Consider the following 24,212-nt stretch of genomic DNA (forward strand, 5'->3'; position numbering starts at 1 on the left):
TCCTGCGCCGCGTACCGGCCTCGAACCGCCCGCGAACCGCGACCGAACCGGTGCCGCGCACGCTGGCACCGCACGTGCCGGTGACCTACGGAGGTGACGAGATGCGGCTGGCGGAGATCATCGAGCTACGTCCGGTACCGGCGGCCGGGCTCCTCGCCACCCTCACCAGGCGCTGCCCGCTGAGCTGCGCGCACTGCTCGACCTCGTCGGGGCCGCGCGGCGAGGACACACCGGCCGAGGCGCTGCGCCGCTTCGTCGGCGGTTTCACTCCCGACGACCGTCCGGAAGTCCTCATGCTCACGGGTGGCGAGCCGCTGTTGCGGCCCGCGCTCGTGGCGGACCTCGCGGCGCTCGCCGCGGCGGCCGGAACGCGAACCTCGGTCCTGAGCGGCATGTTCTTCGCCGCCGACGGCCGGGTGCCCGCCCGCATCCTGGGCGCCCTGCGGCACGTCGACCACTTCTCGGCGAGCATCGACGTGTTCCATGAGCGTGAAGTTCCGCGCACCGCGGTCTTTCGCGCGATGCACCGCATCAGGGAAAGCGGAATCGCCGTGAGTTTCCATGTCGCGGGCACCACGGCGGACGACGCCTATCTCGCGGACATCACCGGGGCCATTCGTACGGAATTTGACGACCAAGCGGCCGTTCTCGTGAATCACATACGACCCGTGGGGCGGGCGGCGGGCTGGGCGGCCGCCCGGACCGTCCCACTCCGGCGCCGCGAGATCGAAAATCCCCTCCAGGGCGCCGGGGACGAGCATCCCCTCCGGAGTTCCGCGACCGAGAATCCCCCCGAGGCACCGCCCGCGCCGTGCGCGATGGCGGCCTGGCCGACGGTGGCCTTCGACGGCACCGTCGCCGCCTGCTGCAACCAGCGCGTGGTGGACGGCCGCCCCGTACCGGAGCACCTGCGCCTCGGGCACATCGCCCAGGACGACTGGGCCACGATTCGGCGCCGGTGCCAGGAGTCGCCGGTGCTGCGCACCATCCGTACCGCCGGGGTCGGGTCGTGCACCGCCTGCCGAGCCATGGCCCGGCGGCCGGACGCTCTGGAGGCGGCCGAACGGTCGGGTTCGCGCCCCGCGGCCGGCGCGATGGACATGCTCGGCGCCCGGCTCCAGCGCGACGCCGGGGCCGCCTCGCTGCTGCGACGCTACGGCAGCGACCGGTACGCACCGCTCGTGCTGCTCGGCGGCCCCGGGGCAGAGGAGGCCTCCGCGTGAGCCCGTCGGCCGTCGCGAGTCTGCGACTCGAACTCTCCCTCGTACAGCCCGTGTTGTGGTCCGCCTCGGCCCACATGTGGCATTCCGATCCGGGGCTGCCGGGCCGCTACCGCCGCTACCTGCGCGCCATGCATCAGGTGATCCGCGCCTCCGTTCCGCTGATGGAGCGGGCCGCCGCTCGCTGCGAGGCGCTGTCCGGGGACCCGGTGGCACGGCCGCTCGCACCGTATCTGCGGGCGCACGCCGAGGAGGAACGAGGGCACGACGACTGGCTGCTCGCCGACGCGGCGGCGGCCGGGACCTCGCCCGACGAGCTGACCGGCGCCGTGCCGCCGCCCCAAGTGGCCGCCCTGGTCGGGGCTCAGTACTACTGGATCGAGCACTGCCATCCGGTGGCCCTGCTCGGCTACATCGCGGTACTGGAGGGCAACGCGCCGGCGCCCGGACTGGCCCCACGGCTGGCACGCGAGACCGGGCTGCCGGAGACCGCCTTCGAGACCGTACGTCTCCACGCGGACCTCGACGACGGGCACAGCGCCGACCTGGACCGGCTCATCGAGCGGCTGCCGCTGGACGGCGCACAGCGTTCCCTGGTCGCCGTCAGCGCGCTGCACACGGTCGCCTCCCTCGCCGAGCTGTTCGACCGCATCACCGCGGCACCAACCGAAGGGGAGAGCACCGATGACTGACTCCGCACCCGATCACGAGCGCCTTCGCGCGCTGGAGGACGCCGGGTTCCCGCTGCACAGCCTCTCCCCCGAACAGCGAGAGGTGCTCCAGGACCTCAGCACACAGGAACTCACCCTGCTGCTGGACCTGAAACGGCGGCTGGACGCGGCCGAGCCGGAGGTGCAGGCGCACAGCGAGATCGCCGGCGGAGCGCTGTTCTGATGACCGCGGCGACGACCGGCGACGCGCGCATGAAGTGCCCGCAATGCCCCGAACCCCCGCCGGACGGAGCGGCGTTCTGCCCCCGGTGCGGCACCGCGTGCGTGCCCGCGGGCGATACCGCCACCGCCGAGGAGCGCCGGGTGGTGACCGTCCTCTTCTGCGACCTCGTCGGATCGACGGCCCTGTCCGGGCGCCTCGACCCGGAGACCATGCGCACCGTCACCCTCCGGTACTTCGCGCTGATGCGGGCGCGGATCGAGGAACACGGCGGCACGGTGGAGAAGTTCATCGGCGACGCCGTGATGGCCGTGTTCGGAGTACCCGTGCGCCACGAGGACGACGCACACCGGGCGCTCGCCGCCGCACGCGGCATGGTCACCGGCCTCGACGGGCTCAACGTCGAACTGGAGCGGGAACACGGTGTACGGCTGGCCGTCCGCATCGGCGTGAACACAGGTGAGGTGGTGGTCAGCGTCGATCCCGCCGCCCGGCAGGCCCTCGTCTCCGGCGAGGTCGTCAACATCGCGGCCCGGCTCGAACAGCACGCGGGCGCCGGGGACATCCTCATCGGCCCGGCCACCCTGCACGCCGCCGGACCCACCGCGGTCACCGAGTCCGCGGGATCGCTGTCCCTCAAGGGAGTCGGGACCCCGTTCCCGGCCCACCGTCTGGTCGCCCTGCACGAGGACGACCCAGAACGGGTACGCCGGTTCGACACCCCGTTCATCGGCCGCGAGCAGGAACTGGCCGAACTCCATCTGCTGTCACGCAAGTTGGACACCGACCCGCGCTCGCACCTGGTGACCGTCTATGGCGAGGCGGGCCTCGGCAAGACGCGACTCCTGCGTGAGTGGCTGCGGGACTGCCCGGCGTACGGCGAGGGCCGGTGCCGCCCGTACGGCGAGTCAGGCTCCCTGTCGCCGCTCGCCGAAGCCGTACGCCAAGTCCTCGCGGCCGCCGGCGAGGACACGGCACTCGCCCAACTGCCCACCTCCGAAAGGACGGAGGCGGAACAGGCGCTGCGCCTGCTGCGATCCGGCCTCCTCGCGGACGGCACCCCCAGCCCCTCGGCCGACGACACCCTCATGGCCCTGGCCTGCCTCCTCGACGCACTGTCCTGTGAGCGGCCCGTGGTACTGGTCCTCGACGACTGCCACTGGGCCTCCGACGCACTGCTGGACATGGCGGACCGACTGCTGGACGAGCTCGACCGCTCCCCCGTGGCCCTGGTGTGCGTGGCACGGCCGGAGCTCCTGGAGACCCGGCCCGGCTGGGGCAGCGGGCGGATGCGGTCCGCGTCGCTGCTGCTCACGCCGCTCACCCGGGAAGAGGCCGCCGCCCTCGCCGGCGAGCTCGTCGAGGTGGCGGCCCACCGGCAGGGCGTGCTGGAGGACGCGCTCGACCGCGCCGAGGGCAATCCGCTGTACCTGGAACACCTCACCGCCATGGCCGCCGAGTGCGACGACCTGCCGCTGACCGTGCACGCCCTGCTCGGCGCCCGCATCGACGCACTGCCGCCCGAGGAACGCACCCTGCTGCAGGTGGCCGCCGTCCTCGGGCGGGAGTTCCAGCGCGCCGACCTGACCGAACTGGCCACCGTCGAGGAGCCCTTGACGCCCGCGGAGTCCTCCGGCAGTCTGTTGCGCGGCCTCGTACGGCGACGGCTCATCGAATCCGGCGGCCGCGCCCGGTCCACCGGCTCCCACCTCCGGTTCGGCAGCGCACTCGTCCAGGAGACGGCGTACCGCGGCATGGCGAAGAAGGTGCGGGCCCGGCGCCACGAGCACGCCGCCCGGGTCCTCGTCCGCCACGACGCGGGAGATGCCGCCGTCGGCTTCCACCTGGCCCGCGCGCACCGGCTGCTCACCGAACTGGGCATCAACGACGACGGCACGCACGCGTTGCGCACGCGCGCCGCCGGTCTGCTCGCCCGGGCCGGAGCGGCCGCCCTGGCCCGCTCCGACCTCGCCTGGGCCGACGACCTGCTCACCCAGGCCCTGGACCTGGCCACCCCCGGCGAACCCGTCGCCCGCGAGGCGATCCGCCGCCTCGGGGAGACGAAGGCCGCCCGCGGTGAGCCCGAACGCGCCCGGGAACTGCTGGCGGCCGCGCTCGACGCGGCGCAGCGGGCCGACGATCCGCTGGGCGCCGCCCATGTCCGGCTCGCCCTCACCGCACTCGATCCGCGCCACGGAACCGCGGCCGAGGTCGCCGAGACCGCGCTCCCGCTGTTCACCCGGGCGGGCGACGACCAGGGCATCGCCCGTGCCTGCGTCCGTATCGCCCAGGACCGCCAGCGCCGCGGACTGCACGCCGAGGCCGAGGAGCTGCTCCACCGGGCCCTGGACCACGCCGACCGCGCCGACGCCGAACCCGAACGCGCCCTGGCACTGGGCGCGGTCGGCATCTCCCTGTGGCGCGGCCCCGCCCCGGTCGCACAAGCCGTGGCGCGCTGCGAGGAACTGCTTTCGGCTCAGGGAGCCGGCCGGCCCACCGTCCGTGCCACGCTCGGCTGCCCGCTCGCCGTGCTCCTGGCCCTGCAGGGCCGCCCCGAGGAAGCGCGCGAACGGCTGGCCGAGGCGGCACGCCTGGCCCGCGGCCTCGGCTACGCGGAGAGCGCCCTGTTCATCCCGCTGTTCGCCGCGGAGGTCGAGGCGCTGACGGGCACACCGGCCCGGGGTCTGCCCCTGCTTGAGGAGGCAGCCCGCGCGGGGCGCGAGCTCGGCGCCACAGGTGCCCTCCCCGTCATCGCCCGGGAGCGGGCGCGGATCCTGCTGGACCAGGGAGAACCGGCGGAGGCGCTGGCCCTGCCGGACCCCGGGCCCACCGGCCTTCCGCCGGCCGAGTCCGCCGACGCGTACGGACTACGGGCCCGTGCCCTGGCACTCGCCGGCGACCCGGACCTCGCCCGCGCCTGCGCCGAGCGGGCCGTCGCCGCGGCGGACGAGACGGACTCCCCGGTCGTACGGGGCACCGCCGCTCTCGACCTCGCTCACACGCTGCGCGCGCTCGGTCGGACCCCGGAGGCGGTGCGGGAGGCCCACCGGGCGCGGGAGCACTTCGCCGCGAAGGGACACCGGCTGGGCGCGGACCGCGCGTCCGCGCTCGCCGAGGAGATGACGGCCACGGTCCGGGGCGCCGAACGCCCGGCCGCACGAGAAGGCAGGACCCGATGACGACAGGAACGGCGGCGGGGCTCACCTGGAGCCTGCGTGACCGCTCCCCCGAAGACCTCACGATGCTCGCCGACACGGTGCCGGACCTGCCCGCCGATCCCTCGGAGTGGTCGGACGGCGCCGGAGTGCGGGTGTGCGTGGTCGACACCGGAGTGGAGTGCGGCCACCCCACGGTCGGCGCCGTACAGGGCTCGTACGAAGTCGCGGCCGCCCCCGACGGAGGGCTGCACGTCGTCGACAGTGGCCGGCTGCCCGACGGAGCCGGCGACGGCTGCGGGCACGGAACGGCCTGCGCCGGAATCGTGCGAAGGGTGGCGCCGGAGTGCGAGCTGTACAGCGTGCGGGTGCTGGGCGAGGGCTTCACCGGCACGGGCGAAGCCCTGCTCACCGGGTTGCGGTGGGCCGTCGACCAGGGCTTCGACGTGGTCAACCTCAGTCTGTCCACGACCCGGCCGAAGTTCCTCGAAACGCTGAGGGCCCTGGCCGACCAGGCGTTCTTCACCGGGACCACACTCGTGGCGTCCGCCCACAACACACCGGTGGAGAGCTTCCCCTGGCGATTCTCGTCCGTCATCTCGGTCGGCACGCACCGCGAGGACGACTCCGGGCTCTTCCTCTACAACCCGGCGCCACCCGTCGAGTTCTTCGCCCCCGGCCAGAACGTGCAGGTCGCCTGGACCGGCGGCAAGACCATCCGCACCACGGGCAACAGCTTCGCCACCCCCTTCATCAGCGGGATGTGCGCACGCCTGCTCGGCACCCGCCCGAAGCTGACCCCGTTCCAGATCAAACACGCGCTCTACCTCTCCGCCGCGAACGTGCGCATCGGCGACCCAGGAACCCGAGGTGAATCTTGACTTCCTCCCTCTCCTGACGGAGCGGGATTCCTACGGCTCGCGCCGCAGGGCTTCCTGCTTCTTCGCCGAATGCCCCGTCCGGGAGGACTCCCGTTGAGGTCTTACACCAGCTCCACAGGCTGTCACCGCCAGTCCGGCGGCCAGCAAGTTCTTCGCCGCGTTCACGTCCCGGTCGTGAACCGTGCCGCAACCGCATGTCCACGTGCGGACGCTCAGCGGCATCGACGCAGCGACATCGCCGCAGTGATGGCACAACCGGGAGGAAGGGAAGAAGCGGTCAACCACGACTATTTGCCGCCCGTACCAGTCGGCTTTGTATTCCAGCATGGTGCGGAACTGCGACCACGCGGCGTCACCGATGGCGCGAGCCAGACTCCGGTTCTTCACCATGTTTCGGACCGCCAGATCCTCGACCACGAGCGTTTGGTTCTCGCGCACGAGTCGAGTCGTCAGCTTGTGCAGATGATCCCGGCGCCGGTCGGTGATCCGGGCATGGATCCGGGCGACCATGCGCCGGGCCTTGACCCGGTTCGCACCATCTCTCTTCGCCTTCCTCGCCAGTCGGCGTTGGGCGATGGCGAGCCGAACGCAATCACGTTGCTCATGCCTAGGGTTGGCGATCTTCTCGCCGGTGGACAAGGTCAGCAGGTGGGTCAGACCCACATCAATGCCAACCGCTTCGTTCCCACCAACAAGGAGTTCGACAGCAGGATCCTCCACCAGGAGAGACACGAACCAACGGCCGGCCGCGTCTTGCGACACGGTCACCGTGGACGGGGCCACGCCCTCCGGCAAGGAGCGCGACCACACGATGTCCAGCGGGTCCTTCATCTTGGCCAGGGTCAGCTTCCCGTCACGGAAACGGAACGCGCTGGTGGTGTACTCCGCGCTCTTGCGGGACCTCTTGCGCGACTTGAACCGCGGGTACTTCGATCGCCTGGCGAAAAAGTTCGAGAAAGCCACCTGCAGATGCCGCAAGGCTTGCTGGAGCGGCACGCAGGAGACCTCGTTGAGGTAGGCCAGTTCCTCGGTCTTCTTCCACGCTGTCAGCATCGCCGACGTCTGATTGTAGTTGACCCGCTCCTTGCGCTCCCAGGCATCGGTTCGGGCCGCGAGCGCCATGTTGTAGACCTTGCGCACACACCCGAAGGTGCGCGACAGCTCAGCCGCCTGCGCATCCGTCGGGTAGAAGCGGTACCGGAACGCCCGCTTCACGTACGTGGGCACGTATCACAAGCTAGCGCATCGGCAGGTCGACATTCACCGGTTCGCGCGGGCGAGCTACGGCTGGCCCTCCCGTCGAACCGGCTCCGCTCGTCCTGCTGCACAGGAGCATCACCTCTCTCCCGCAAGCGGGAGGTACCCCCACCCCGGTTTGAAGGCTGGGGTATCCACAAAGGAGAGCCCCGATGAGCCAGTCTCCCGGCCTCGTCCCCGCCACCGGCGTGGACCCCGCGACGCGCGTCGGCAGCGCGGAGCACGATCTGCTGCAGTCCGTCGTCGACACCGCGCGGGCCATCTTCGGCGCCGCCGCCAGTTCCGTCCTGCTGCACGACCGGGAGACCGACGAACTGGTCTTCCAGGCCGTGGCCGGGGAGGGAGAGGAGTCGCTCGTGGGCTCGCGTTTCCCTGCCGGCAAGGGCCTGGCCGGCTGGGTGCTCGTCTCCGGTGAACCCATGATCGCGGACGACCTGCGGGAGCAGAGCATGTTCGCCAAGGACGTCGCGAAGTCGACCGGATACGTGCCCGACGCGCTGATGGCGGCACCGCTCGCCCATCGCGACCGGGTGCTCGGCGTACTCGAAGTACTCGACCCCGCCGAGCAGTCCCGGTCCAGCCTCTCCGAACTCGACCTCCTCGCGCTCTTCGCCCGCCAGGCCGCGGCTGCCCTCGCGGTCATCGCCGACCGGCGTCATGAGGAGACACCGTCCGCGGTCCGCGCCCGGGGCCTGGAACTGGTGGCCGCGCTGCGGGACGTACTGCTCGAAGGAGTGCCGCCGCAGGGGTCGCAAGAGGGGTGAGCGGGACGCGGCGGGTGTGCGGTGCCGCGACGTTCAGTGAGGGAGATTCCAGTTCAGGGACGGACGTGCGTTGCGTGCCAGGGTGTGGGCGAAGTCGGGCCACCAGGCGCCGGCCGGCGGGTCTTCGACCCCGCCGTACTCGGGGTCGCCGGGACCGGGGGTTCCGCGGTGGCACGTACCGTCGGACTCTCCGATGATCTTCACGTACAGATAGGCGTCCGCGAGGGGTTGGCCGGTGTCGGCGGTGGGACGGACCCCGACGCCGCGCCCCGGTGCGTTGCACCAGTGTTCGTCGTCGGTGTACTTGTCGGGAGCGGTCCAGGCGCCCAGGCCGTTGCGGCTGGTGTCGAGTACGTAGTGGGTGAGCCGGTCGGCCGGGACGGTTCCGACGTGGCTGTCGTACCAGGCGTCGGACCAGTGCCAGGTGCTGGGGTCTTCGAAGGTGACCGCGTTTCCCGGTGCGCCGTCGTTGGGTGCCGACGCCGAGTAGTACTGGCCGGCGCACTCGGCGGCCCGGCTCTCCTGCGTTCCCGTGCCGCCCCGGGTGGCGTAGTGGATGCACTTGGACACCCACGTCGCGTACTGGTTGAGCTGATCGGTGGGCTGGTAGTTGGACACGTTGAGGGCGATGCCTTGCGCGCTGCGCACACCAGCGGCCAGCAGGCGCTGTGTGATGACGCCCGGCGACTGCCAGTTGCTCGTGCCGCCGTCGACGTAGACAGAGGTGGACGGCTGCCGTTCGAGCGTCTCGATCGCCGACTTGATGCTGGCCAGGCGTTGAGTGGTCAGCGCTCCATCAGGGTCGCTGCCGCTGCCGCAGTCCTGGGGCAGCAGCGCGAGTCCGTCGGGTTCGACGATGGTGAGCGCCTTGCCGTCACCGATTCCTCCGGCGACGGCCCGCACCCAGGCGTCGTAGGCGGCGGCACTGGCGGCTCCGCCACTGGAGTAGTTGCTGCAGTCCCGGCCTGGGACGTTGTACAGAACGAGGACCGGGACCGTGCCGGTCGCCTTCGCGGCGCGCATGATGCCCCGGACCTTCGCGCGCACCTGTTCCGGAGTGCCTTCGGTGAGCCAGAAGGACTCGGGCCACGAGGCCAGCTTGGCCATGTTGCGGGCGTCGGTGAGGTGGCCGGCGCGGAGGTCGGCGACCGCCTGCTTGGCCGCCTTGCTGTTCGGATCGACGAAGAAGCGTGTGTTGTGGGTCAGTTGATGGCTGCTCAGCGGGCGAGAAGTGGCTGTGGCCGTGGCCGTGGCCGGTGATGATGCGAGGCCCGCCACTGCGATGGTGGCGCCGGCCAGCACGGCCAGTCGGCGTATGGGTTTGACGCGGCTCATGAAGGTGCTTCTCCCTTGTCGGGGTGATGCTCCGATACCGGGGCGGGACGGCGTGGCTGAGCGCTGGGCGAGAAGGAGGCGCGTGCCGTCCACGGCGGTCACGGAGGCGGTCCGGTGCGGGGCGCCCTCCGGGGTGGGGGCGCCGGCCCCGAGGAGGCTTCGGTGGAGACTTTTGGGAGCGCTTCCTGACGTGCAGGATGGTGCGGAGGTGACAGCGTGTCAAGCAGATCAGCGTCAACTGTTCGGGAATTGAAGGCTCTTGCTTCTGATCAACGGACGGTACGGGGCGCGGATCGCACTCGCTTCCCGTCGCGAACAGTGGCGCGGAGCGCATGGAACCGTCACTATCCGTGGATTAACTTCCAGCATGTCGCGTTTTGGGCGGTAGCTCACGTCATGGCGGCAAACAGACCGACGGACGCCGGGTTCTTCGCCCAGTGGACCCGATCGTTGGCGTGATTCACCCTCAACGCCTGCTTCTTGAAGCCAAGTTCACTCACCGCCACGGCCGCCCGGGGATGCGGGTGCCGATCGGTGCTCGCTTTCCCGCTCGCGACTGGAAGCGCTACCAATCATGACGCAAAACCACGCCCGAACTCTTGAGAGCGGATCGTCGCCGGTTCCGGCCTGACCGACGACACGCGTGACGCTGAAGTGCAGTTCAGGCTGCATAGACCGCCCATCGCTGGCAGATCTTCCGCAGTGCGTCGTCCCGTCACCCTCCTCGCACGCCTCTTGACAGGCCCCTCACGGCAACCCATCTTCTTGGGAGCGCTCCCAAATCGGAGTCGCGAACCGGGACTCCGCCTCTCCGGCCGGGGCCCGTGATCCGGTCGTACCCCGCCACCGACGGAGACCCCCATGAGTACGGAGCAGCGCTCCGCCCTGCCCGGTCAGACCACCGCGTCATCACCCGAAGTCCTCGACCTCCCGGCCGACTTCCTCTGGGGAGCCGCGACGTCCGCCTACCAGATCGAGGGTGCGGCAACACTCGACGGTCGCACCGCGTCGATCTGGGACACCTTCAGCCATACGCCGGGCGCCATCCACAACGACGATCACGGTGACGTGGCCTGCGACCACTACCACCGGATGCCGGAGGACGTCGCTCTCTTACAAGAACTGGGCCTGGACGCCTACCGGTTCTCGCTGTCCTGGCCGCGCATCCAGCCGGGCGGACGCGGACCCGCGAACGTCAAGGGGCTCGACTTCTACGACCGGCTCGTCGACGAGCTCCTGGGTCGCGGCATCGCCCCCTGGGCGACGCTCTACCACTGGGATCTGCCGCAGGAGCTCGAGGACGCCGGCGGCTGGCCGGCCCGTGACACCGCCCACCGGCTGGCCGACTTCGCCGGGATCGCCGCCGGGCGCCTCGGTGACCGGGTCCGCCATTGGATCACCCTCAATGAACCGTTCTGCTCGGCCGTGCTCGGCTACCACATCGGCTGCCACGCGCCCGGACGCAAGGAGTTCCCCTCGGCCGTCCGCGCCGTGCACCACCTGCTGCTCGGACACGGCCTGGCCGCCGAGCGCATCCGTGCCACCACCTCTCGTCATGCCCGGGTGGGAATCACGCTCAACCCCTCCCAGGTGTACGCCGCCGGCACCGCGCCAGCCGACCTGGCGGCGGCGCATCAGGCCGACGGCATGGGCCGACGGCTCTACCTCGACCCGGTCCTGCTCGGGCGCTACCCCACGGACGTGACCGCGGACCTCCACCGCCGGGGCGCCCCCTTGCCCGTACGGGAAGGGGACTTGGGTGTCATCGCCCAGCCGCTCGACTTCCTCGGTGTCAACTACTACTTCAGCGACACGGTCGCCGCGGGCGACGGCGACGATCCGCGGAGCGTCCCGCGGGCTGATTTGCCCCTGACGGCGATGCCCTGGGAGATTCACCCGCAGGGCATGACGGACCTGCTCGTCGGCATCCACCGGGACTACCCGGCACCGCCGATCTACGTGACCGAGAACGGTGCCGCCTTCGACGACGGCGCATGCGGCACCGACACCGAGGGCCGGCTGCGGGACACCCGACGCACCGCCTACCTCGCGGACCACCTGGCCGCACTGGTACGGGCTCGGGCGCAGGGCGTCGACGTCCGCGGCTACTTCGCCTGGTCGTTGATGGACAACTTCGAGTGGGCCTACGGCTACGACAAGCGCTTCGGCATCGTCCACGTCGACTTCGCGACCCAGGAGCGCCGCCTCAAGCAGAGCGCGCTCTGGCTGAGCCGGACGGCACGGGCCACCCGGGCACGCCGGCCTTCCGCGACGCCGACGCGCCCGTGACATCACCGCGCGGCACCCGAACCGCCTGTTTCCGCCCCTTCACGACACGTCCTGGGAGGCTTCCCATGCACCTCGCGCGAGCTGCGAGAACCACCCTCGTACGGCTGGGTGCCGTAGCCCTGACCTCGGCCCTGCTGGCCGCCTGCGGAGCCGGATCGACCGGGGCTCAGCAGGGCGGCGGCAAAGTCACCCTGAGCATCGACCTGTTCGGCACGTTCGGGTTCAAGGAGGCCGGGCTCTACAAGGAGTACGAGAAGCTCCACCCGGACATCACCATCAGGCAGACCGACACCGAGCAGGAACAGAACTACTGGAAGTCCATGCAGACCCGGCTCGCGGGTGGTGGCGGACTCGCCGACATCCAGGGGGTGGAGATCGGCCGCATCACCTCCGTCGCCCAGCTGCAGAGCGACAAGTTCGAGGACCTCAACCAGTACGGCGCGGCCGGGTTGAAGAAGAACTTCACCGCCTCGAAGTGGGGCGCGGCCACCGCGAAGAATGGCGCGGTGGTCGGCCTGGGTACCGACAACGGCCCCGAGGCGATGTGCTATCGCACCGACCTGCTGAGGAAGGCGGGTCTGCCCACCGACCGGGACGTGCTCGCCAAGCGCTGGTCCACCTGGCAGGGGTACATCGACCTCGGCCGGCAGTACAGGAAGAACGCCCCGGGCAAGAGCGCCTGGATCGACAGCGTGCGCAGCATCTACACCAACGTCGCGGGCCAGTCCAAGGAGCGCTACTACAACGCTTCCGGGAAGCTGATCTGGGACACCAGTCCCGCCGTCAAGCAGGCCTGGGACCTGTCCGTCGATGCCGCGCACGCCGGCCTGAGCGGCTCCCTCGACCAGTGGTCGCCATCCTGGAACCAGGCGTTCGCGGCCGGGTCCTTCGCCACCCTGCCCTGCCCGGCGTGGATGCTCGGCTACATCAAGGGCCAGGCCGGCAAGTCCGGCGACGGGAAGTGGGACGTCGCCGCGCTGCCCGGCCAGGCCGGCAACTGGGGCGGCTCCTACCTCGCCATACCCAGGATGAGCCGGCACAAGAAGGAAGCCTACGAACTGATCAAGTGGCTGACCGCACCGGAACAGCAGACGAAGCTGTTCGAGAAGGTGGGCAACTTCCCCTCCAGCGTCCCGGCGATCGAGAAGGTCGCGGACACCAAGGACCCGTATTTCTCGAACGCGCCGATCGGCCGGATCTTCGGCAGCGCCGCCGAGAAGGCACCCGTGCAGATCCTCGGCGTGAACGACCAGGACGTGCAGGAGCAGATCGCCAAGGCCCTCTTCGAAGTGGAACGCAAGGGAACGAGCTCCGACACGGCGTGGAGCAACGCGAGGAAGGGCGTCCAGAACGCCATCGGCTGACCTGAGGACCGGGGCCGTACGAACGACCGACCGGTTGCTCCGGCCCCGCCCTCCTCACTCACGCAGAGGTGCCCCCAGAAGTGCTCCGCCTGCCGCACCCGATGCCCGAAGGGCCGCCCCCATGACTCTCATCGCACCTGCGCCCAGCGCCCGTCCGTCACCACCCCCTCCGGCTCCGGCTCCCGCTCGCCGGGCCCTGCGCGCTGTTTCCCCGTACGGCTACATCGCTCCGTTCTTCACTCTCTTCGCCGCGTTCGGCCTCTTCCCCCTGCTGTACACGGCGTACATCTCCTTCTACAAAGTCGAGTTGCAGACTCCCGGGGACAAACTCTGGCGCGGCTGGGGCAATTACACCGCCGTCTTCGACGACCCGTTCTTCTGGACGGCCCTGCGCAACACGTTCACGCTCGGTGCGCTGTCGACGATTCCGCAGCTCGTGCTCGCCCTGGGGCTGGCCCACCTGCTCAACTACAAGCTGCGTGGACGGACCTTCTTCCGCACCGTGATGCTGCTGCCCTACGCCACCTCGGTCGCCGCGGCCACGTTGGTCTTCGCCCAGTTGTTCGGGCACGACTTCGGGCTGGTCAACTACGCGCTGTCGCTCGTCGGGGTCGGCCCGGTCGACTGGCAGACCGGTACGTGGACCTCGCAGACCGCCGTCTCCTGCATCGTCGTCTGGCGCTGGACCGGCTACAACGCCCTCATCTTCCTTGCGGGCATGCAGTCCATCCCCGCAGACCTGTACGAAGCCGCCGAGATGGACGGCGCCTCCCGATGGCGTCAGTTCTTCCACGTGACGCTGCCCGGACTGCGTCCCACCATCGTCTTCGCCGTCATCATGTCCACCATCGGTGCCACCCAGCTCTTCGGCGAACCCCTGCTCTTCGAGGGTTCCGCCTCCGGAGGGATCACCCACCAGTACCAGACCCTCGGGCTCTACATGTACGAGCAGGGCTGGTCCTTCTTCCACCTCGGACGCGCCGCCGCGATCGCCTGGGTGATGTTCCTGCTCATCCTGCTGCTCGTCGGGCTCAACACCCTGCTCTCGCGCCGCCGCACGGCAAAGGAGGCTGTCCGGTGACGACCACCCTCACAGACACCCAACGGGCTCCCGCGAGCCGAGCGCTCGCCGTGAGCAGGCCCACCGCCCCGCGCCGCAAGCATGCCGGGCGCACCACGCACGCAGGCCGCCTCACCTACGCGTTCCTCATTCTGGCGACGCTGGTGTCGATGTTCCCGCTCTACTACACCCTCGTCGCGGCCAGCCGGTCCAACGCCGACATCGCCCGCGTCCCTCCGGTGCTGTGGCCCGGCCCGCATCTGCTGCACAACTTCCAACAGGCCCTGCAGCAGGCGGACATCGGCAAGGCTCTGCTCAACTCGCTGATCGTGTCGTCGTCGATCACGGTGGGCACCGTGCTGTGCTCGACGCTGGCCGGCTTCGCGTTCGCCAAACTGCGCTTCCGCGGCCGCAACGCACTGCTGGCCTTCACCGTCGGGACCATGATGATCCCGCCGCAACTCGGCGTCATCCCGCTGTTCGTCATCATCGCCAAGCTGCAGTGGGCGAATCAGCTCCAGGCCGTCATCCTGCCCAGCCTCGTCTCCGCCTTCGGCGTGTTCTTCATGCGCCAGTACATCGCGCAATGCCTGCCCGACGAGTTGATCGAGGCGGCACGGGTCGACGGAGCCTCGACCTCACGCATCTTCTGGACCATCGTCGTCCCCATAGCCCGTCCCGCGATGGCCGTCCTCGGACTGCTCACCTTCATGACCGCGTGGAACGACTTCTTCTGGCCCATCATCGCCCTGTCCTCCCAGGAACCCACCGTGCAGGTCGCGCTCCGCCAGCTCGGAGGCGGCTACGTGCAGGACCAGTCCGTCATCATGGCCGGCACCCTGCTGGGCACCCTTCCCGTCCTCGTGGTCTTCGGCCTGCTCGGTCGTCAGATCGTCGGAGGGATCATGCACGGAGCGGTCAAGGGCTGAGGGCACGAAGGCCGCGCCCCTCACGCGTGCGCCTGTCATGTGCTGGAGCGCACCACCAGGTGCGAGGGAAGCAGAATCGGGCTGGGATTCCTGCCGCCGATGCACGCGACCAGCATGCGGGCCATCTCCGTGCCCAGCTCCCTGATGGGCTGGTGCACCGTGGTCAGCGCGGGCTGGGCGTTCTCCGCGACGGCCAGATCGTCGAACCCGACGACGGAGACGTCCTCGGGCACCGACCGACCGGCATCACGGAGAGCCCGCAACGCTCCGGCCGCCATGTTGTCGTTCGCCGCGAACACCGCGTCCAGATCGGGCTGGTTCGCGAGCAGGCGCCTCATGGCGGCCGCCCCGCTCGCCTCGGTGAAGTCGCCGGTCTCGGGAGTCCGGGCCTGGAGGCCGGCCAACAGCAGGGCCTCGCGATAGCCGCGATACCGGGCCTGTCCCACCTCGGTGTCCAAGGGTCCGGTGATCGTGACGATGCCGCGTCGCCCTCTCGACAGCAGATGCTCGGTGGCGGCGCGTGCGCCGGCCACGTTGTCGATGTCGACGTACCACTGCGGCGGCGTACCGCCGGGCCGTCCACCGAAGACCACAGGGGTCGACGTCTTGTCGGCGACCTTGATCAGCGGATCGTCCTCGTGCAACGCCATCATCATCACGCCGTCCACCGCGCCGGACCGCAACAGCTTCTCCACCCTGGCCCGCCCACGCTCCGACTCGGCGAGGCACAGCAGCAGGTGGAGGTCTCCCTCCTCCAGCGCGGCGGAGATCCCCACGATGACCTGTGCGTAGAACGGATCCGCCAGGATCGAGGGATCCTGGCGTGAGATGACCAGCGCGGCCACCCCGGACTGGCTGGTCGCAAGCGCCCGGGCCTTGGAGTTCGCCACGAATCCCAAGTCGCGCACGGCCCGTTCGACGGCATCGCGCTTGGCTCGACTGACGTGGGGGGCGTTGTTCAGCACCCTGGAGGCAACGGACCTCGAGACCCCGGCCCGCTCCGCCACCTGGTCGAGCGTCAACCGTCGGGGCGGCAGAACGTTACCCATGAGGCCCAGGTCCCTTCGACAGAATCTTGGAAGCCCTCCCATTCTCCACGCATGTGGCCCTACGAAGCCACAGAGTCATCACCTGATCGGCGGTCGTACTGAAACGGCTCAGGGAGGAAAGGAGATGTCGAGACCGCGCCACCGGCTCCGTCCCGGGAACATGAGCGGCGACCGGCTGCCACGCGAGGAGGAAGGAGAGACCGGCATGGGGATTCAACGGATGGACAACGTCGGCATCGTCGTCGAGGACATGGACGCCGCCGTCGCGTTCTTCGTGGAGCTCGGTATGGAGGTGGAGGGCAGAGGAGAGGTCCAGGGCCTCTTCGCCGACCAATGCACCGGACTCGACGGCGTCCACTGCGACATCGCGATGCTGCGGACCCCGGACGGACACAGCCGGCTCGAACTGGCGAAGTACCGCAGCCCCGCGGCGGTCAGTGCCGGGCCACGCAACCGGCCGCACAACATTCTGGGTACCCACCGCGTCATGTTCGCCGTCGACGACATCGAGGACACCGTCACCCGCCTGCGCCCCCACGGCGCCGAACTGGTCGGCGAGATCGCACGGTTCGAGGACAGCTTTCTGCTCTGCTACGTTCGCGGCCCGGAGGGCGTCATCGTCGGACTGGCCGAGCAGCTCCACTGAGGCCGACGCGGTCGGTGGCGGCGGCCCGACCGCTGCCACCGCCACCGACCGCCGTCAGAAGCTACGGGTAGTACGGCGTGTACGTGATCGCGGAGACCTTGAGGTAGCGGGCACCGTCCGCCGTGGCCCAGGTCGAGGCGTTCGGATTGCCGGGCCAGTCGCCGCCCACAGCGGTGTTCACGATGAAGTGCATGCCCACACCCGGTGCGGTGGTGTACCACTTCGTGCCCGTGATGGTGCCGTCCACGGTGAAGTCGATGTGATCGGGCCACCACGTGAAGGAGTACGTGTGGAACGCGTTGGTCCAACCGGATGAGTTGGCCCTCGAGAACTGCGTCTGCGCGTTGTTCGGGTCGTGGAACGTCTGGTACACGGTGTTCGGGTTCTGGCCCACGATCTCGGCGGCGTCGAACTCCGGCAGCCAGGGGTTCAAGTAGGCCGCCCACACGGCAGGAAGCAGCCCCTGTCCGCTCGGCATGCTCGCCGTGAAGCTGTAGGTGCCGTAGCCGTAGAGGGCCTTGGACTCCACCCGGCCCGAGTAGTACTTGCCGTCGCTCCCCTTGTAGGTCTTGATCACAAGGATGTTGCCTTCGTACCACACGCAGCTCGGAGTGTAGGTCTCCAACTCGTTGTTTGCGGTCCACCGCTGGTTGATCGTGTTCCAGGAGTTCACCGTCTGAGGGGAACCCCAGGATGCCGCGTGCGCCGGGTGGGCGGCCAGGGGGATGAACAGGCAGATCGCCATGAGCGCGATGAGGATCCGGAACCATCTTGCGACTGACACAGGCACGAGAGCTCCTTTGCTCAGCACCAGAATTGGTAGCGCTTCCAGTCGTTTCGGGGAACTACCGACGCCGACGGATCCAGGGAGCTCGTCCACTGACGTCGATGACCGCGAACATGACACCGCCGTAACGGCCTGTCAACACTCCCGACTTCATTTGTTGAACAGCGGGCCACGGCCAGGCGCTCGCCCAGCAGTTCACGCGACGAGCACACCGGCCCAGAACACGAGCTCAGCGGCTCGCAAGGCGTGAGACTCCCGTCAGCCCTTCAGCACTTGCTCAAGTCGCGGTCATCGAAAGGGTTTTGCATTCGAAATGTGAAGCAGGGCGGCCATGACGGGCGAGGTGAAGCCGGCGCATCTCGGATGCTCCGACGGGCCGAAACACGTCCCTGTATCGCGTGAGCCACCCCAGACCGATGGAAGCGGTACCAGCTCGAAGGCCGGTCGCAAAGGCGTCACGGGCGTGCTCGGTCAGGTGATCACCCGGCCGAGCACGCCCTACGGTCACCCGGCCGCGCGGAGTTCGAGCGTGATCGGTGTCGTGATCCGGACCTTGGCCCCGGCCTTCGGAGTGCTGGAGGTGACGGTCCAGACACCCAGCCCGCTGGCCGGATCGGTCATCACATCGTGTCCATCAGGCGCCACGGCCTCCATGTTGTCGAAGCACATGAGGTCGCGGCCGAACGGCTCGAACGGCTGGCCGACGACATCAGGCATGGCCTGGGGCCAGTCCTGAGCCCGGCAGCGGGCTGCGATGCTGTTGGGTGCGTCCTCGGCGGTCGGCTTGTCGTCCTTGGCCGCCGGGGCATTGGTACAGGCCTCAAGGGCGGCGACGAGCAGCAGAACGCACGCGGCGAGCGGAGCGGGGCGGGGCATGACGGCTCCTTGCGGTTCGGGGGCGGGGGCGGCGGGTTACTTGGTCACTCAGGTCCAGTGAGGGGCTTCTGCAAGGAGGTTTGCCTGGTCGTCCGTACGGCCCTGCGCGGACGGTCCGCGCTCCTGGGCGTCGGAGCGCAGGGGGGCGCGTTCGGCTTCGCTGAATGCGGTTCTTGCGTGCATGGTCCTCCAAGGACAGCTTCGAGCGCCGCCATTGTGACGCCGATGTGACTGGGAGTGGATGATCAGTGAACGCTTCGTGTCGTATCTGTGACCCGTGATGTCGCCGCACGACAGCTCGGGAGGCTGCGACCGTGGTCCTTGGCATCGCCCTGCGGCGGCCCTCGTCTCGACCACGCACACCCGTCGGCGGCGACCGCCTCACGTCGTCGGCGCGGGTGATGCCGGCACGGGCGAATGTGATCTGCCGGCCGAAAGTGGTTTGCCGGCCGGACCGGGCATCGCTAGCGTCGCCGCCCGTGACCCCCACTCTGCGCACCGAACGGCTTCTGCTCGAGCCATACGTCCCCGGGGACGAAGACGATTTCGTCGCTCTGTTCCAGGACACCAGGGTGTCGCGGTGGATGGGTGACGGCCCCTCTACCGAGTCGGCGGACCGGGCGCTGTTCGGACGGATCTTCTCGAAGGTCTATCGCCAGGGTCTGTTCGACGTCTGGGCCGTTCGCCGCGACGGGCACTTGGTGGGCCATGCCGAGATCAAGCCCACCGACGTCGGCGGCTTCGAGATCATCTACGCTCTGGCGCCGACGGCGTGGGGATCAGGCCTGGGAACCGAGCTGGCGCAGTCGATCGTCGCCCATGGCTTCGACGCCCTCGGACTGACCGAGGTGTACGCGACCGTCGCCGCACCGAACGAGGCCTCGCTGGCTCTGCTCCGCAGGATCGGCTTCGAGCACGTCCGGGACGTCGAGGAAGAGGATGACGGTACCACCCGTGTGCTGGTCCGCCGTCGGTCAACGAGCGGCTGATTCCACGGCGTCCGCGGCGCGGCTCTCACTCTTGCCGTCGGCGAGCGCTGTACCGATCTCCGCCACGCACGCCCTCAACCGGAGGTCGTGTGCCGTCTCCTCGATCGCGGTGCGCAGGTCCGCGGCGGGAGTTCCGGGCTCCGGCATCCGGCGCGCGACGCCGGCACGCAGGCAGGCAGTGGCCAGGACCTGCTGCTCCGAACCGTTCGGGGCGACGAGGAGCGGTTTGCCGTGAAGGAGGGCGGCGAGCACGGGGGCCGAAGTCGCGTTCGTCAGGACGAGGTCGGCCCGTTCAACGAGCGGGCCCATCCAGGGGCGGCGGCCGACGATGAGGTCGGCGTCCGCGGCGGCCTCAGAGGCACCCGAGCGTCCCAGTTCCACCACGGCCCGGTAAGTCCCCGAGGTGAAGCCCGCGTTGAGCCGCGGCCAGAGGGAAGCGCCGCCGAAGGTCCGGCCGAGGTGGACGTAGGCCAGGGGCTTGGAGTCCGGCAGCGGTTCGGCGGACGACGGTTCCGGCTCCCACCAGCAGGGCCCCACATGCCGTACGGCCGGGGGCAGTTCGGCGTCGGCCGGCTCCAGGACGGGGTGGCCGCGCAGCAGGAACGTGGTACCGAGCAAGGGGGTGTCCGGGAAGCGGTCGCGCCGCGGCGCGAGGCCGGCTGTCTCTCGTACGGCTCGGTAGTGCTTCAGGGTCTCCGTGAGCCGCCAACTGCGGTCGTGCGTGTCCGATGGACCGGCGCCTCCGGAGCGGTAGGGCCACAGATGTGCCGCGAGCCCGAGCACCACGACCGGGAGTCCGGCTGCCTCGGCGGCCACGAGGGCGCCGTGGTTGAGCACGGAGGTGACGAGGACGTCGGGCCGCAGCCGTCGGACGGCCCGCGCCACCTCCGTGTACTGCTCGGGTCCGCGAACCGTCCAGTGAGCCACGGACAGGGCCGTGTCGTCGGACGCGGCGGACACGTCCAGGCCCGCCGCGGTCGCCACCGGTATGGCTCCCGGCCCGGCCAGGACGTGCACGGCGTGCGAGCGGCGGCGCAGTTCGCGGCCCACCGCGACGGCGGGGTACAGGTAGCCCGGGTCGCTGAGCGGGCACAGGAGCACGTTCATCGACGTCCCTTCTTGGAATCCGTCCACCGGGGCCAATGCAGATGCATGACGAGGAAATGCCTACTTGCCTCGCAGCGGACCGGTGTCGATCTCCGAATTTCGCTCACGTTGGGGCAAACCGAGGCGGTATTGTTCGGGCCGTGCAATCCGTCCACGTGAAACGGGCCTTCAAGTACCGCTTCTATCCGACCGATGCGCAAGCCGAGGAGTTGTCGCGCACGTTCGGTTGTGTCCGGAAGGTCTACAACCTGGCTCTTGCCGCGCGTACGGAGGCATGGACGCGGCAGGAGCGGGTGAGCTACAACCAGACGTCGGCGATGCTGACGGCCTGGAAGAGGACCGAGGAATTCGCCTACCTCAACGAGGTTTCCTCGGTGCCGCTCCAGCAGGCTCTGCGGCACCTCCAGGCGGCGTTCACCAACTTCTACGGCAAACGGGCGAGATACCCTCGCTTCAAATCGCGGAAGAAGTCTCGGAAGTCGGCGGAGTACACTGCCAGCGCGTTCCGGTTCCGGGACGGCATGCTGACCCTGGCGAAAATGGCGGAGCCGCTCGACATCGTGTGGTCCCGTGCCCTCCCCGTCGGTGTATCGCCGTCCACGGTGACGGTGTCGCAGGACGCGGCCGACCGCTGGTTCGTGTCCCTGCTCTGCGAAGACCCATCCCTGCGACCGCTCCCGGGGACCGATGCGGCCGTGGGCGTGGACGTCGGACTGCATCATCTGTTGACCCTCTCCACCGGGGAGAAAATCGCCAATCCCCGGCACGAACGTCGCGACCGTGCCCGGCTCGCCCGAGCCCAGCAACAGCTCGCCCGCAAAGCCAGGGGCGAGGGCGCGAACCGGGCCAAGGCCCGCCGGAAGGTCGCCCGGATCCACGCCCGCATCGCCGACCGCAGACGCGATCACCTGCACAAGCTCACCACTCGGCTCGTTCGTGACAATCAAACGATCGTGATCGAGGACCTCACCGTCCATAACCTGCTGAAGAACGGCCGCCTCGCCCGGGCCGTCGGGGACGCGGCGTGGCACGAGTTCCGGAGCATGCTGGAGTACAAGGCCCATTGGTACGGCCGCGAGGTGATCGCGATCGACCGCTGGTTCCCCTCCTCCAAGCTCTGCTCCGCCTGCGGCAGCCGGCAGGACAAAATGCCGCTGCACGTCCGAACCTGGACGTGCCACTGCGGGACGACCCACGACCGGGACGTGAACGCGGCGAAGAACATCCTGGCCGTCGGGCTGACGGCGCCTGTCTGTGGAGCCGGTGTAAGACCTCAACGGAGCACTCCGGGCGGGCAGTCGGCGATGAAGCAGAAAACCCCACGGCGCGAGCCGTAGGAATCCCCTCCTTCACGAAGGGGAGCAAGCCAAGTCAGTCGTCTCCCGGCAGTTGAAGGCCCAGGTGGTGGGCGAAGAAGGCCATGACGTCCGCGTAGAGGCGGGCGCTGCGCGAGGAGGCGCGGGCGCCGTGTCCGACGTCGCGCTCGGTGCGCAGTACGACGGGCGCGTGCCCCTTGCCGGCCCATTGCAGGGCGGCGCACATCTTGCGGGCGTGTGCGGGATCGACACGTGTGTCTCCGTCGAAGACGGCGAGCAGCACGGGCGGGTAGGGCGCGCCCTCGCGCACCTGGTGGTAGGGCGAGTACGAGAGGAGCTGGGCGAACTGGTCGGGGTCCGCGGCGCTTCCGTACTCGTCGCGCCAGCTCGCCCCCATCCCGGACAGCTCGTAGCGCACCATGTCGAGCAGGGGCGCCGCGCACACGACGGCCGCGTAGGTCTCCGGGCGGCGGGTGAGCGCGGCGGCGGCGAGCAGGCCGCCGTTGGAGCTGCCGAGGACGCCGAGGCGGCCGGGCGCCGCCCATCCGTCATGGAGCAGGTGGTCCGCCGCGGCGTCGAAGTCGTCGAAGGTGTTGTGCTTGTGTTCGCGGCGTCCGGCGCGGTGCCACTCCTCGCCTTCCTCTCCCCCGCCGCGCACGCAGGCCACCGCGTACACGCCGCCCGCGCGCACCCAGGGCACGGCCTGCGGCGTGAAGCCCGGTGTCATGGAGGCGCCGAAGCCGCCGTAGCCGGTGAGGACGGCGGGTCGGGGTCTGTCGGGGCGTCCGGTGGGGGACATGACGAACATGCGCACCTCGGTGCCGTCGCCGGAGCGCACGACCTCCTGGGTGACGTGCACGCCCTCGACCGGAGCTGCTTCCGACGGGCCGCCGGGCCAGGGGCGCAGGTGTCCGGTCACGGCGTCGTAGTGCAGGACGACGGTGGGTGTGACGTGGTCGGTGTACGCGAACCACAGCTCATGACCCGGCTCTTGACGTGCGGTCAGGGAAGTGATCGTTCCTCGTCCGGGCAGGGCTACGTTCCCGGTCGGGGCGCCGGTGCGGGCGTCGTGCAGGGTCAACTCGCCGACCGCGTGCCGGGTTCGTACGACCGCCAGGAGCGGCCTGTCGAGAGCAGGGCCGTCGAGGACGGCGAAGTCCTGCAGGACGGTGCCGGGTTGCTCCGCGACGAGGGTGCGCCACTGGCTTGGCTCCGTGACGTCGCGAGGGGCTGCCGCGATCCGGCCGCGCGGGGCGTCGACGGTGGTCCTCAGCAGCAGCGGTCCCGGGTTCGGCCTGGGACGGACGACGGTGTGACCGTCGGCCGCGTGCTGGAGGCGGCGCAGGTCGGGCCGGTCCGGCCGGTCGGGCCGGTCCGGCCGGTCGCGGCGGGTCCCGGTCAGGTCGGCGGTCCAGAGGTCGGTGTGCGGCGAGGTCCCTTCACTGGCACCGATGACCAGGGTCCCGCCGTCGGGGGTGGTGGCGACGGTGTAGTACTGGGTGTCGGGCCGTCCGGCCCCGAACATCTCCGCGTCCTCGTCGGCCGGTGTGCCGAGCCGGTGCAGGTAGACGCGGCGGCGGGGTCCCACCCCGGCCCCTCCCGCCTCTCCAGCCCCTCCCGCCTCTCGGGCCACGTGACCGGGCGGCAGTCGACGTACGTAGTAGAAGGCCCGGCCTCCCGGCAGCCATGCCACGGGAGAGCGGCGGACACGGTCGATGGGCCCGTCGACCGTCTCGCCCGTGGCCACGTCGAGTACACGCAGCTCCGAGTGTTCCGTACCGCCCGAGGAGAGCTGGACGGCCACGAGGTCGCCCTCCCAGGACGGTTCCCAGGCGTCGAGCACCGTCCTGCCGGAAGGATCGACGTCCAGCGGGTCGAGCAGCGTGCGCGTTCCACCGTCCTCACGGACCGCCAGTGCGGCGAGTTCGCGTCCGGGTTCCCTGCGCGTGTGGAACTCCCGCGCGCCGCGAACCACCGGCGGGCGGACGCCGCCTCGGGCGAGCAGGGCGGTCATCCTCGCGAACAACGCCTCCCGGTCCGGCCAGCGCGCCTCCTCCTCGGCGTAGAGCAGGTCCTGAGCGGCGCACCACGCGGCGGTGGCGGGGTCCGTCGGGTCCTCCAGCCAGCGGTACGGGTCGGCCACCCGCTGTCCGTGGATGATCTCCGCCGGTCCGCTGCGTGGGGCCGGAGGACAGGTGTACGGGGCGGGCGCCGGCCCGGCGTCGCGGGGCGGGGACTGGGTCATCGCGGCGCTCCAGGGGGACGGATCACGTCGGTCGCGTGCGGGAGGGCGCGGG

The 24,212-nt window shown here is 70.0% G+C and carries 20 protein-coding genes; 13 read left to right on the forward strand and 7 right to left on the reverse strand.

Features of this window, described 5'->3' with window-relative positions:
* Positions 1-101: 101 nt before the first annotated feature.
* From ACFYYF_RS33445 to ACFYYF_RS33465, 5 genes are read left to right on the forward strand one after another with little or no spacing between them, the layout of a single operon-like run.
* The gene (locus ACFYYF_RS33445; protein ID WP_388781463.1) at positions 102-1,223 is read left to right on the forward strand and encodes a radical SAM protein; all 1,122 of its coding nucleotides are present in this window, start codon (positions 102-104) and stop codon (positions 1,221-1,223) included.
* Entirely contained in the window at positions 1,220-1,912 is a 693-nt protein-coding gene (locus tag ACFYYF_RS33450; RefSeq protein ID WP_388781263.1) for an iron-containing redox enzyme family protein, read from the forward strand. Before ACFYYF_RS33445 ends, ACFYYF_RS33450 begins: the two co-directional genes overlap by 4 nt.
* Positions 1,905-2,114 carry an aroma-sacti cluster domain-containing protein gene (locus ACFYYF_RS33455; RefSeq protein ID WP_361685291.1) on the forward strand — a complete coding sequence of 70 codons (210 nt, stop codon included), beginning with the start codon at positions 1,905-1,907 and terminating at the stop codon, positions 2,112-2,114. Before ACFYYF_RS33450 ends, ACFYYF_RS33455 begins: the two co-directional genes overlap by 8 nt.
* Positions 2,114-5,290 (forward strand): AAA family ATPase, encoded by a 3,177-nt coding sequence (locus ACFYYF_RS33460; RefSeq protein WP_388781266.1) that lies wholly within the window; start codon positions 2,114-2,116, stop codon positions 5,288-5,290. Before ACFYYF_RS33455 ends, ACFYYF_RS33460 begins: the two co-directional genes overlap by 1 nt.
* On the forward strand, positions 5,287-6,147 hold the full coding sequence (locus tag ACFYYF_RS33465) for a S8 family serine peptidase (RefSeq protein WP_388781268.1): 861 nt from the start codon (positions 5,287-5,289) through the stop codon (positions 6,145-6,147). The genes ACFYYF_RS33460 and ACFYYF_RS33465 overlap by 4 nt, the downstream gene beginning before the upstream one ends.
* A gap of 30 nt (positions 6,148-6,177) precedes the next feature.
* On the opposite strand, the gene ACFYYF_RS33470 is transcribed toward ACFYYF_RS33465, so the two are convergent.
* Positions 6,178-7,374 (reverse strand): RNA-guided endonuclease InsQ/TnpB family protein, encoded by a 1,197-nt coding sequence (locus tag ACFYYF_RS33470; RefSeq protein ID WP_388781271.1) that lies wholly within the window; start codon positions 7,372-7,374, stop codon positions 6,178-6,180.
* A gap of 182 nt (positions 7,375-7,556) precedes the next feature.
* Here ACFYYF_RS33470 and ACFYYF_RS33475 point away from each other — a divergent pair, with 182 nt between their 5' ends.
* Positions 7,557-8,168: a GAF domain-containing protein gene (locus tag ACFYYF_RS33475; RefSeq protein ID WP_365481182.1), complete on the forward strand. Its 612-nt coding sequence runs from the start codon at positions 7,557-7,559 to the stop codon at positions 8,166-8,168.
* Between the two features lie 33 nt (positions 8,169-8,201).
* On the opposite strand, the gene ACFYYF_RS33480 is transcribed toward ACFYYF_RS33475, so the two are convergent.
* A complete protein-coding gene (locus ACFYYF_RS33480; RefSeq protein WP_388781274.1) occupies positions 8,202-9,503 on the reverse strand; it encodes a glycoside hydrolase family 6 protein in 1,302 nt (433 codons plus the stop codon).
* 861 nt (positions 9,504-10,364) lie between these two features.
* Between ACFYYF_RS33480 and ACFYYF_RS33485 the strand changes: the two genes are divergently transcribed.
* The 4 genes from ACFYYF_RS33485 to ACFYYF_RS33500 all read left to right on the forward strand — a co-directional run bounded on the left by ACFYYF_RS33485 (position 10,365) and on the right by ACFYYF_RS33500 (position 15,145).
* On the forward strand, positions 10,365-11,792 hold the full coding sequence (locus tag ACFYYF_RS33485) for a GH1 family beta-glucosidase (protein ID WP_388781277.1): 1,428 nt from the start codon (positions 10,365-10,367) through the stop codon (positions 11,790-11,792).
* A 65-nt stretch (positions 11,793-11,857) separates the two neighbouring features.
* Positions 11,858-13,156 (forward strand): extracellular solute-binding protein, encoded by a 1,299-nt coding sequence (locus ACFYYF_RS33490; protein ID WP_388781279.1) that lies wholly within the window; start codon positions 11,858-11,860, stop codon positions 13,154-13,156.
* A gap of 121 nt (positions 13,157-13,277) precedes the next feature.
* Positions 13,278-14,237 carry a carbohydrate ABC transporter permease gene (locus tag ACFYYF_RS33495; RefSeq protein WP_388781282.1) on the forward strand — a complete coding sequence of 320 codons (960 nt, stop codon included), beginning with the start codon at positions 13,278-13,280 and terminating at the stop codon, positions 14,235-14,237.
* 50 nt (positions 14,238-14,287) lie between these two features.
* On the forward strand, positions 14,288-15,145 hold the full coding sequence (locus ACFYYF_RS33500) for a carbohydrate ABC transporter permease (protein ID WP_388781466.1): 858 nt from the start codon (positions 14,288-14,290) through the stop codon (positions 15,143-15,145).
* 35 nt (positions 15,146-15,180) lie between these two features.
* On the opposite strand, the gene ACFYYF_RS33505 is transcribed toward ACFYYF_RS33500, so the two are convergent.
* The gene (locus ACFYYF_RS33505) at positions 15,181-16,194 is read right to left on the reverse strand and encodes a LacI family DNA-binding transcriptional regulator (protein ID WP_388781284.1); all 1,014 of its coding nucleotides are present in this window, start codon (positions 16,192-16,194) and stop codon (positions 15,181-15,183) included.
* A 205-nt stretch (positions 16,195-16,399) separates the two neighbouring features.
* Here ACFYYF_RS33505 and ACFYYF_RS33510 point away from each other — a divergent pair, with 205 nt between their 5' ends.
* Positions 16,400-16,840 carry a VOC family protein gene (locus tag ACFYYF_RS33510; protein ID WP_388781287.1) on the forward strand — a complete coding sequence of 147 codons (441 nt, stop codon included), beginning with the start codon at positions 16,400-16,402 and terminating at the stop codon, positions 16,838-16,840.
* Positions 16,841-16,901: 61 nt separating this feature from the next.
* On the opposite strand, the gene ACFYYF_RS33515 is transcribed toward ACFYYF_RS33510, so the two are convergent.
* Both ACFYYF_RS33515 and ACFYYF_RS33520 read right to left on the reverse strand, forming a co-directional pair.
* The gene (locus ACFYYF_RS33515) at positions 16,902-17,624 is read right to left on the reverse strand and encodes a family 16 glycosylhydrolase (protein ID WP_388781290.1); all 723 of its coding nucleotides are present in this window, start codon (positions 17,622-17,624) and stop codon (positions 16,902-16,904) included.
* 507 nt (positions 17,625-18,131) lie between these two features.
* Positions 18,132-18,503 (reverse strand): hypothetical protein, encoded by a 372-nt coding sequence (locus tag ACFYYF_RS33520; protein WP_388781293.1) that lies wholly within the window; start codon positions 18,501-18,503, stop codon positions 18,132-18,134.
* A 479-nt stretch (positions 18,504-18,982) separates the two neighbouring features.
* Here ACFYYF_RS33520 and ACFYYF_RS33525 point away from each other — a divergent pair, with 479 nt between their 5' ends.
* Positions 18,983-19,492, forward strand: a complete 510-nt coding sequence (locus ACFYYF_RS33525) for a GNAT family N-acetyltransferase (RefSeq protein ID WP_388781469.1) — start codon at positions 18,983-18,985, stop codon at positions 19,490-19,492.
* On the opposite strand, the gene ACFYYF_RS33530 is transcribed toward ACFYYF_RS33525, so the two are convergent.
* Entirely contained in the window at positions 19,478-20,599 is a 1,122-nt protein-coding gene (locus tag ACFYYF_RS33530; protein WP_388781296.1) for a glycosyltransferase, read from the reverse strand. The genes ACFYYF_RS33525 and ACFYYF_RS33530 overlap by 15 nt on opposite strands.
* 140 nt (positions 20,600-20,739) lie before the next feature.
* Here ACFYYF_RS33530 and ACFYYF_RS33535 point away from each other — a divergent pair, with 140 nt between their 5' ends.
* Complete coding sequence (locus ACFYYF_RS33535) at positions 20,740-21,936, forward strand: RNA-guided endonuclease InsQ/TnpB family protein (RefSeq protein WP_388781472.1); 1,197 nt, start codon at positions 20,740-20,742, stop codon at positions 21,934-21,936.
* 34 nt (positions 21,937-21,970) lie between these two features.
* Here ACFYYF_RS33535 and ACFYYF_RS33540 read toward each other — a convergent pair whose 3' ends face one another.
* Entirely contained in the window at positions 21,971-24,160 is a 2,190-nt protein-coding gene (locus tag ACFYYF_RS33540) for a prolyl oligopeptidase family protein (RefSeq protein WP_388781298.1), read from the reverse strand.
* Positions 24,161-24,212: the final 52 nt, after the last annotated feature.

This window comes from Streptomyces sp. NPDC001914, assembly GCF_042891215.1.
Classification (GTDB): domain Bacteria; phylum Actinomycetota; class Actinomycetes; order Streptomycetales; family Streptomycetaceae; genus Streptomyces.

What these genes read in the sequence shown, in the direction of transcription:
- ACFYYF_RS33455 (WP_361685291.1), top strand. Translation starts at nt 1,905, where the DNA reads ATGACTGACTCCGCACCCGATCACGAGCGCCTTCGCGCGCTGGAGGAC.
- ACFYYF_RS33445 (WP_388781463.1), top strand. Translation starts at nt 102, where the DNA reads ATGCGGCTGGCGGAGATCATCGAGCTACGTCCGGTACCGGCGGCCGGG.
- ACFYYF_RS33495 (WP_388781282.1), top strand. Translation starts at nt 13,278, where the DNA reads ATGACTCTCATCGCACCTGCGCCCAGCGCCCGTCCGTCACCACCCCCT.
- ACFYYF_RS33475 (WP_365481182.1), top strand. Translation starts at nt 7,557, where the DNA reads ATGAGCCAGTCTCCCGGCCTCGTCCCCGCCACCGGCGTGGACCCCGCG.
- ACFYYF_RS33505 (WP_388781284.1), bottom strand. Translation starts at nt 16,194, where the DNA reads ATGGGTAACGTTCTGCCGCCCCGACGGTTGACGCTCGACCAGGTGGCG.
- ACFYYF_RS33490 (WP_388781279.1), top strand. Translation starts at nt 11,858, where the DNA reads ATGCACCTCGCGCGAGCTGCGAGAACCACCCTCGTACGGCTGGGTGCC.
- ACFYYF_RS33460 (WP_388781266.1), top strand. Translation starts at nt 2,114, where the DNA reads ATGACCGCGGCGACGACCGGCGACGCGCGCATGAAGTGCCCGCAATGC.
- ACFYYF_RS33530 (WP_388781296.1), bottom strand. Translation starts at nt 20,599, where the DNA reads ATGAACGTGCTCCTGTGCCCGCTCAGCGACCCGGGCTACCTGTACCCC.
- ACFYYF_RS33485 (WP_388781277.1), top strand. Translation starts at nt 10,365, where the DNA reads ATGAGTACGGAGCAGCGCTCCGCCCTGCCCGGTCAGACCACCGCGTCA.
- ACFYYF_RS33520 (WP_388781293.1), bottom strand. Translation starts at nt 18,503, where the DNA reads ATGCCCCGCCCCGCTCCGCTCGCCGCGTGCGTTCTGCTGCTCGTCGCC.
- ACFYYF_RS33465 (WP_388781268.1), top strand. Translation starts at nt 5,287, where the DNA reads ATGACGACAGGAACGGCGGCGGGGCTCACCTGGAGCCTGCGTGACCGC.
- ACFYYF_RS33480 (WP_388781274.1), bottom strand. Translation starts at nt 9,503, where the DNA reads ATGAGCCGCGTCAAACCCATACGCCGACTGGCCGTGCTGGCCGGCGCC.
- ACFYYF_RS33540 (WP_388781298.1), bottom strand. Translation starts at nt 24,160, where the DNA reads ATGACCCAGTCCCCGCCCCGCGACGCCGGGCCGGCGCCCGCCCCGTAC.
- ACFYYF_RS33510 (WP_388781287.1), top strand. Translation starts at nt 16,400, where the DNA reads ATGGGGATTCAACGGATGGACAACGTCGGCATCGTCGTCGAGGACATG.